This window comes from Streptomyces sp. NPDC003635 (assembly GCF_053587635.1).
Genome location: NZ_JBSFOK010000075.1, coordinates 19,597 through 27,485, shown reverse-complemented (window position 1 = coordinate 27,485; position 7,889 = coordinate 19,597). Strand labels below are relative to the sequence as shown.

General features: G+C 71.4%; 4 protein-coding genes and 1 pseudogene. 3 read left to right on the top strand and 2 right to left on the bottom strand.

The annotated features are described in order from the left end of the window. Nucleotides 1–88: 88 nt before the first annotated feature. Nucleotides 89–1,741: pseudogene (locus tag ACWDRW_RS38235) on the top strand (hypothetical protein); the annotation flags it as partial. Nucleotides 1,742–1,799: 58 nt separating this feature from the next. Here ACWDRW_RS38235 and ACWDRW_RS38230 read toward each other — a convergent pair. Beyond that, complete coding sequence (locus ACWDRW_RS38230) at nucleotides 1,800–3,347, bottom strand: APC family permease (RefSeq protein WP_451732525.1); 1,548 nt, start codon at nucleotides 3,345–3,347, stop codon at nucleotides 1,800–1,802. A 139-nt stretch (nucleotides 3,348–3,486) separates the two neighbouring features. Continuing rightward, the gene (locus ACWDRW_RS38225) at nucleotides 3,487–4,086 is read right to left on the bottom strand and encodes a hypothetical protein (protein WP_451732522.1); all 600 of its coding nucleotides are present in this window, start codon (nucleotides 4,084–4,086) and stop codon (nucleotides 3,487–3,489) included. Between the two features lie 422 nt (nucleotides 4,087–4,508). Here ACWDRW_RS38225 and ACWDRW_RS38220 point away from each other — a divergent pair, with 422 nt between their 5' ends. Then, the gene (locus tag ACWDRW_RS38220; protein WP_451732519.1) at nucleotides 4,509–7,460 is read left to right on the top strand and encodes a nitrate- and nitrite sensing domain-containing protein; all 2,952 of its coding nucleotides are present in this window, start codon (nucleotides 4,509–4,511) and stop codon (nucleotides 7,458–7,460) included. Next, nucleotides 7,457–7,885 carry a roadblock/LC7 domain-containing protein gene (locus ACWDRW_RS38215; protein ID WP_451732516.1) on the top strand — a complete coding sequence of 143 codons (429 nt, stop codon included), beginning with the start codon at nucleotides 7,457–7,459 and terminating at the stop codon, nucleotides 7,883–7,885. The genes ACWDRW_RS38220 and ACWDRW_RS38215 overlap by 4 nt, the downstream gene beginning before the upstream one ends. The last annotated feature ends 4 nt before the right edge of the window (nucleotides 7,886–7,889 follow it).

The window sequence follows — 7,889 nt, the reverse complement described above, 5'->3', positions numbered from 1 at the left end:
AGTTACCGGATCTCGTGGTGCATCGCGCAGCTCGCGTCGCTGCTGCTGGTCTGTGGTGTCCTCCTCAGCCTGCTCGGCTGACCGGCGGGACGGGCCGAAGGCGTCGCTGCCCGCACTGCGGGAGGCCTATCGGGCCGCGTCACAGGTGTACGAGAAGGTCGGTGTCGGCGCCGACCTCAGGGCCGAGCAGGCGCGGGCGGAGAGCGACGAGAGCGCGGCCCGCGCGGAGCTGGACCGGCTGAGCAACAAGGTTCGCACCCGCGCGGAACAGCTGCTGGAGGCACCCGAGGGTTCCGACGGGCCGTCCCGGCAGGCCGCCGTCGCCCGCGCGGAGGAGCTGGTCCAGCTCCTGGAGACCCGAATGTCGACCGCGAGCGAGCAGCTCGGGCGGTTGCGCGGCGAGGCCGAGCGGCACGCGCCCGAGGACGGCGAGGCGCACACCGAACTGTCCGAGGCGCTCCAGCCACGCGACGCCGAGCACGCCCAGGCACTGTTGCGCACCGCCACCGCCGAACTGGCCTCGCGCACCGAGGCGTTGGGGCAGGCCAGGGAGGCGCACGCCGAGCTGCTGGAGGCGCACCGGGCCGCCGAGGACGCGGCCGGGGGCTTCGACGAGATCGCCGCGATGCTCCGCGACCTGCTGCGCGAGCACGCGCCCGAGGAGGAGCAGGAGGAGTCCGAGCCGTATCCGGGCACCCTGGAGGAGGCCCGGCAGTCCGCCGCCGAGGCCCGCCGGTCGCTGCGCGGCTGCGCCGCCGACCTCTCCGCCGCCGAGGCCGCCGTGCGTGAGGCGAGCGATGTGCTCGTACGGCACGCCAACTCCACGCGCTACGAGCAGGTGCGCACTCCCGCCCGGCAGCAGATCCGTGAGCTGCCGGCCTCCGCGCTGCCCGAGCACGCGCAGAAGTGGGCCGACGCCTTCGCGCCCCGGCTGCGGGTCCTGACCGACGAGCTGGAGCAGCTGGAGCGCAACCGCGACTCCATCGTGGACCGGCTGCGTGGCCTGGTGGAGTCGGCGCTCGCCACACTGAGGTCCGCCCAGCGGCTGTCCCGGCTGCCCGAGGGGCTCGGCGAATGGTCCGGACAGGAGTTCCTGCGCATCCGCTTCGAGGAGCCCGACCAGGCCACCCTCACCGAGCGGCTCGGCGAGGTGATCGACGAGGCCACGCGCGCGGCCGTGAGGAAGAACTCCGACCTGCGGCGGGACGGAATGTCCCTGCTGCTGCGCGGGGTCGGTGCCGCCCTGCAGCCCAAGGGCGTCGCCGTGGAGATCCTCAAGCCGGACGCCGTGCTGCGCGCCGAGCGGGTGCCCGTCGGGCAGATGGGTGATGTGTTCTCCGGTGGGCAGCTGCTCACCGCGGCCATCGCGCTGTACTGCACGATGGCCGCGCTGCGGTCGAACGACCGGGGCCGGGACAAGCACCGCCACGCGGGCACCCTGTTCCTGGACAACCCCATCGGCCGCGCTAACGCGACCTACCTGCTGGAACTCCAGCGGGCCGTGTCGGACGCCCTCGGGGTGCAGCTCCTGTACACCACCGGCCTGTTCGACACGACCGCGCTGGCCGAGTTCCCGCTGGTCATCAGGCTGCGCAACGACGCCGACCTCCGGGCGGGACTGAAGTACATCAGCGTCGAGGAGCACCTGCGCCCGGGACTGCCGCAGCAGCCCCAGGCGGAGGAGGCGGTGCACAGCGAGATCACGGCGACTCGGATGTTCAAACGGCCCGTCTCGCAGTGACGGTGACCGCCGACCCGGCCGCGACGCGCCGAACTCGCGGAGCCCCTTCCAGCAGGCTTCAGTCGACCGTGGCCGGGTCGGGCGTGGTCGCCGATGCGAGCCGGTGCTCGGCGAGGACGCCGGTGCGGTGTCGTTGGACGAACCAGTAGTAGGCGAAGCCACCGCCCGCGATGACCCCGACGAACAGCACCGCGCCCCACTGGAGGTACCAGTGGAAGGGGGCGGTGGCGTTGTAGACGGAGGCGCGCGGCCAGATGAGGTTGACCGTCATGCCGAGGCCCCACAGCACGGCCAGGACGTTGACGGGCAGTCCCCAACGGCCCAGCGAGAAGCGGCCGTCCGTGGCCGGCTGCCACCTGCCGCGCAGCCGCGCGATCAGCATCGGGGTGGTGACGCCGAGGTAGGCGAGGTAGATCATGATGATGCCGATGCTGGTGACCACCGTGAAGATCTGCGGCTGACGGATGTTGACCACCAGGATCGCCAGCGCCAGGACCCCGATGATCACGGTCGGCAGTACCGGTGTCTGGAACCGCGGATGGCACTTGGCCAGCTTCGAGGACGCGGGCAGGTTGTTGTCCCGGGCCATCGCGAACGCCAGCCGCACCGCCGCCGTGTGGACGGCCAGGGCACAGACGGTGACCGCGATCAACACGCACCACAGCATCGCCTTGCCGGCCGTCGAGCCGAGCACGTCGAGCACGACGTACTGCAGGCCGTCCGTGGAGAGTCGCTCGCCCTTCAGGCTGGACACGCTCATCAGCGCCAGGAGTAGGATCAGGCCGCCGAGCACGAAGGACGCCACGATCGCGCGGATGATCGCGCGCGGCGCGTTGCGGGTGGGGTCCAGGGACTCCTCGCCGAGCGAGGCGGCCGTGTCGAAGCCGTACATGACGTACGCCGAGGCCAGCGAGGCCACCAGGAAGGCGCCCAGGTACCCGGCGCCGTAGCCCGCCCCCGTGCCGTTGGTCTCCGTCACCACCTGCGGGCCGCGGGTGATGTGGACGGCGAACAGGACGATCAGTACGACGGTGGCGATCAGCTCGATGAACACGCCCGCCGTGTTGATCGTGGCCATCAGCTTGACGCCGAAGGCGTTCACCAGGGTGGTGAACAGGATCAACACCGCGGCCAGGATGACCGCGTTGGTCGCCACGTCGTACTTGCCGGTGCCGTCGCCCACGAACTGGAACACGTCCGATATCTGCGGCAACGTCAGCTGGTAGGCCAGTGCGACCGCGGAGATGGACACGATGGACGCGACCAGCATCATCCACCCGGCGAGCCAGCCCAGGTGGGGGTTTCCTATCTTCTTCGACCAGTTGTAGACGGACCCCGCGACGGGGTAGCGGGCGGCCAGCTCCGCGAAGCACAGGGCGACCATGAACTGGCCGACGAAGACCATCGGCCACGACCACCAGTAGGCGGGGCCGCCACTGCCGTAGCCGAAGTAGAAGAGCTGGAAGGTGCCGGTCAGGATCGAGATGTAGCTGATGCCCGCGGCGAAGGTGTGGAAGTTGCCAAGGGTGCGCTTGAGTTCGGGTTTATAGCCGAACTCGGCGAGTTCTGCGTCGTCGGTCTCTCTGGATGGGTGAGTCGGGGCCATACGCGGACTCCTGGTGGGCCTGAGGGACGGGGCAGCGGCTCGTGCGGGTGCCGAGGTGTGCGGCTGCTACCCCGTGATCAGGTGAACCATCCCTGGACCGTGGGGCTGATGTCGCGTGCCCCGTGCGGCCTGCCCGGTGTCAGGGGTGCGACAACTGGCCCGCGCCGCTCCGTCCGCGTATGCGCTCCTGGGTGCGCCCGGCCGACTTCGCCAGGCGCCGGGCCTTGCGCCGCTCCCGTCGCAGCGCCCGCGCCGTGCTGGCCGGGGTCGAGACCACGCCGTTGCGCTGGTTCCACACCTGGCGGGTCACCCAGACGTCCAGAGCGCCCCAGGTGGCGACCACCGTGCTGGCCACGCTGCTGAGCACCATGGGAAACGCGAGCCAGGATCCGGCCATGGTGCACAGGAAGGCCACCATCGCCTGTATCAACGTCACCGCGATGATCAGGACCGCCCGCACCGCCGCCGTCCGCACCGGATCGGGCATCCGGCGTCGCCGCGCCGGCTCCTCCACCCACAACGGACGGTAGGACGCCTGCGCTTCGGCCACTTCGTCCTCGTCCCGTTCCTTGCGCGCCCCGGCCTGCGCGTGTCCGGCCGCATGCTTGTCCGCGCCGGTCAGAACCCCGCCTTGCCGCACCGGTATGTCGCGATCCGGCGCCTGAGGGCCCTGGCTCATCGTCGGGCGCACCGCCACCCCACCGTCGTCGGGCGCCTCGCGCCGCTCCGCCGTGCCCATCACCGTGTCACTCCCCACCGCCAGCAGACCGCTTGCTCCCCGTGTCCGAAGACCCGTCTCCCCACACGGCTGCCCGGCTTGCGCTGTTTTACGCCGCCGGGAGGCGAGACGCGGCTCCTGTGGCCGATTCCGCCCCCGTTTCCCATGAAGAAGGACGAACAACATCGCCCGAAGATTCCCAACGAGGGAAAAATTCCAGCCAATTGACATTGGGGACGAGCGGGACCACGTTCACCGGCCGACGCCGGAATCCGGGAGGCAATCTCCCCTAATGAACGGACAACTCCCCATGTCTCGCCCCCGATACGGAAGTTCGGCTTCCGGACGGCTCTTCGAGTTACCTGTGCGTCGGTAGTAGGCTCGCGCCGTTTGTTGACGCACATGTGTACCCCCGGCCGGCGGGGGTCGAGCTGGGGGAGGCCATGCGCTTTCGCGGGAAGTCCATCCGCCGGAAGATCGTGGCGTTGCTTCTCGTGCCGCTGGTGTCCTTGACCGCCATCTGGGGTTTCGCCACGGTACTGACGGGTCGCGAGGCACAGCAGCTGTTCAACGTGTCCTCCGTCGTGGAGAAGATCGGCTACCCCGTCGAGGACACGGTCCGTGTCCTTCAGCAGGAGCGGCGCCAGACACTCGTCCACCTCGCGGACCGGCGTGCCTCCGACGGGCTCGCCGCCCTGAGACGCAGCCGCGGTGCCACCGACGAAGCCATCGCCGAGATCCGCGGCAACGCCAAGGATCCCGACGTGCGCGACGCGATGGGCCAGGGAACGGACGAGCGGCTGACCGCTGTCCTGGACGCCTTCGACGGCATCTCCTCGCTGCGGCGCAGCGTCGAGGACGGCACCGTCGACCGCGAGACCGCCCTCAACCTCTACAACAGCCTGGTCGACCCCTGCTACGTCCTGCTCGCCAACCTCCACGTCGTCGACAACGTGGAGATGGACAAGCAGTACCGCGCCCTGGTCAACCTCGCGCGCGCCCGTGAGCTGCTGTCCCGCGAGGACGCCCTCCTCGGCTCCGCGCTGATCGTCGGCAAGCTCTCGCGCGCCGAGGTCCGCGAGGTCTCCGACTACGCCGCCCAGCGCCGCCTGATCTACGACGTCAACCTCCCCTTGCTGCCCTCCTGGGAGCGAGACCGCTTCACGCGGTTCTGGAAGAACGCGTCCAGCGCGCCGCTCCGCGTCGCCGAGGAGTCCGCCGTCTCCGTCGGCCCCGGCACCCCGAGCGGTGTCACCGCGAAGAGCTGGGACACCGCCGCCGGCAATGTGCTCGAGGAGCTCGCCGAACTCAACGACCAGGCGGGCGACCGCTACCAGGACCGCGTCCGGCCGGTCGCGATGGGCGTGATCGCCAAGGCCGCCGTCGCGGGCGTGCTCGGACTCGTCGCCCTGCTGCTCTCGCTGTTCCTCTCGGTGCGCGTCGGCCGCGCGCTCATCCGCGACCTGCGACAGCTGCGCCTGGAGGCCCACGAGGCGTCCGGCGTCCGCCTCCCCAGCGTCATGCGCCGGCTGTCGACGGGCGAACACGTCGACGTGGAGACCGAGGTCCCGCGTCTGGAGTACGACAAGAACGAGATCGGCGAGGTCGGGCAGGCCCTCAACACCCTTCAGCGCGCCGCCGTCGAGGCCGCCGTCAAGCAGGCCGAGCTGCGGGCCGGGGTCTCCGAGGTCTTCGTCAACCTCGCCCGCCGCAGCCAGGTACTTCTGCACAAGCAGCTCACCCTTCTCGACACCATGGAACGCCGGACCGAGGACACCGACGAACTCGCCGACCTGTTCCGTCTCGACCACCTGACCACCCGGATGCGCCGCCACGCCGAGGGCCTGGTGATCCTCTCCGGCGCCGCCCCGTCCCGGCAGTGGCGCAAGCCCGTCCAGCTCATGGACGTGGTGCGGGCCGCCGTCGCCGAGGTCGAGGACTACGAGCGCATCGAGGTACGCCGGCTGCCCCGGGTCGCGGTCACCGGCCCCGCCGTCGCGGACCTGACCCATCTCGTGGCCGAACTTCTGGAGAACGCCACGGTGTTCTCCCCGCCGCACACCGCTGTCCAGGTGCTCGGCGAACGGGTCGCCAACGGCTTCACCCTGGAGATTCACGACCGCGGCCTGGGCATGGCCGCCGACGCTCTCCTGGACGCCAACCTCCGGCTCGCCGAGACGCCGGAGTTCGAGCTGTCCGACACCGACCGGCTCGGTCTCTTCGTGGTCAGCCGGCTCGCCCAGCGCCAGAACGTCCGCGTCTCCCTGCAGCCGTCCCCGTACGGTGGCACGACCGCCGTCGTGTTCATCCCGGACGCCCTGCTCACGGACGACGTACCGGACACCAACGGCATCGGCTTCCGTCTGGACCGGCCCGGCCCGTCCAAGGAGGCGGAGCTGGAGGAGACCCGCCGGCTGGAGGAGAGCCGCCGGACGGCCCTGGCCCAGGTGCCCGTGCAGCTGCCGGGTCTGCCGACCCAGCTCCTGGACGGTCCGGTGGAGCTGGAGGCGCCGGTCGACCTGGACGCGCTGGACGACTTCCCGGACGGGCTGGACGAGGAGGACGGCGAGCGCGGCGGCCTGTTCCGCCCACGCCGCTCCCATCTCTCGCGTGCTGAGGACACCCCCTCCCCGGACTCCGGTGGCCGGGAACAGGCAGGACGGGAGGAACAGGTGGGCGCGGCCGTCTCGCTGCCCCGGCGCCGGACACCCAAGCTGGTCAGCTCGCACGGCCGACCGGTCACCGAGCAGCGCCTCCGCCGCGACGAGGCGTCCGAGGAACCCACTTCGGGGACGAGGCGCCCCGAACCGGACGCACCGGCACCGCTGCCGAGCCGGAGGCGGGGAGCCTCGCCCCTGCGCCGTGGCCCCGGCACCCCCGACGCGCCCGCCGCACGTGTCGAGAGGGGAGAGGCTCCGGGCCGCGACCTGGCGGGGGAGCCGCCGGCGCTGCCCCGGCGCACCCGCCGCGCCGAGATCGAGTCCAGCAACCCGCACTCGCCCGACCGGCGCCCGGACCCCGTGCAGCGCCACGCCGGCGCCGCCGCGCCGCGGCAGGCCGGCCCCGCTGCCGGCGCGCCGCAGCAGACCGGCTCCGCCGCGGGGACGCGGCCGGACACAGGCTCCACCCCGGGAATGCCGCAGCACAGCGGCTCCGGCACGGCACGGCTGCCGAAGCGTGTCCGCCAGGCCAACCTGGCCTCCCAGCTCAAGAAGGATCCCGCTCGACCGACCGAGGGCCCGAACGAGCCCGCCGAGCGGGATGCCGACGAGGTACGCAACCGCATGGCCTCGCTCCAGCGCGGCTGGCAGCGCGGCCGCGAGGAGAACGCCGCGGGCGATGACGCCCCCAGCGGCACAGCACCACGAGGAACGACAAAGGGGGACGGTCGATGACCGCACCGAAGGTGACCGGCCACACCGCGACCGGGGAGCTCAACTGGCTCCTGGACGACCTGGTGGACCGCGTCGCGAGCATCCGCAAGGCCATCGTGCTCTCCGGGGACGGACTGCCGACGGGTGCGTCCAAGGACCTGACCCGGGAGGACAGCGAGCACCTCGCAGCCGTCGCTTCCGGCTTCCACAGCCTCGCCAAGGGCGTGGGCCGCCACTTCGAGGCCGGCAGCGTGCGGCAGACGGTCGTCGAGCTCGACGACGCCTTCCTGTTCGTGACGGCCGCGGGCGACGGCAGCTGCCTGGCCGTTCTCTCGGACGCCGACTCCGACGTCGGCCAGGTGGCCTACGAGATGACGCTCCTGGTCAAGCGAGTCGGCGTGCATCTGGGCGCCGCTCCGCGCACCGATCTGCCCTCGGGCGGGTAGTGGG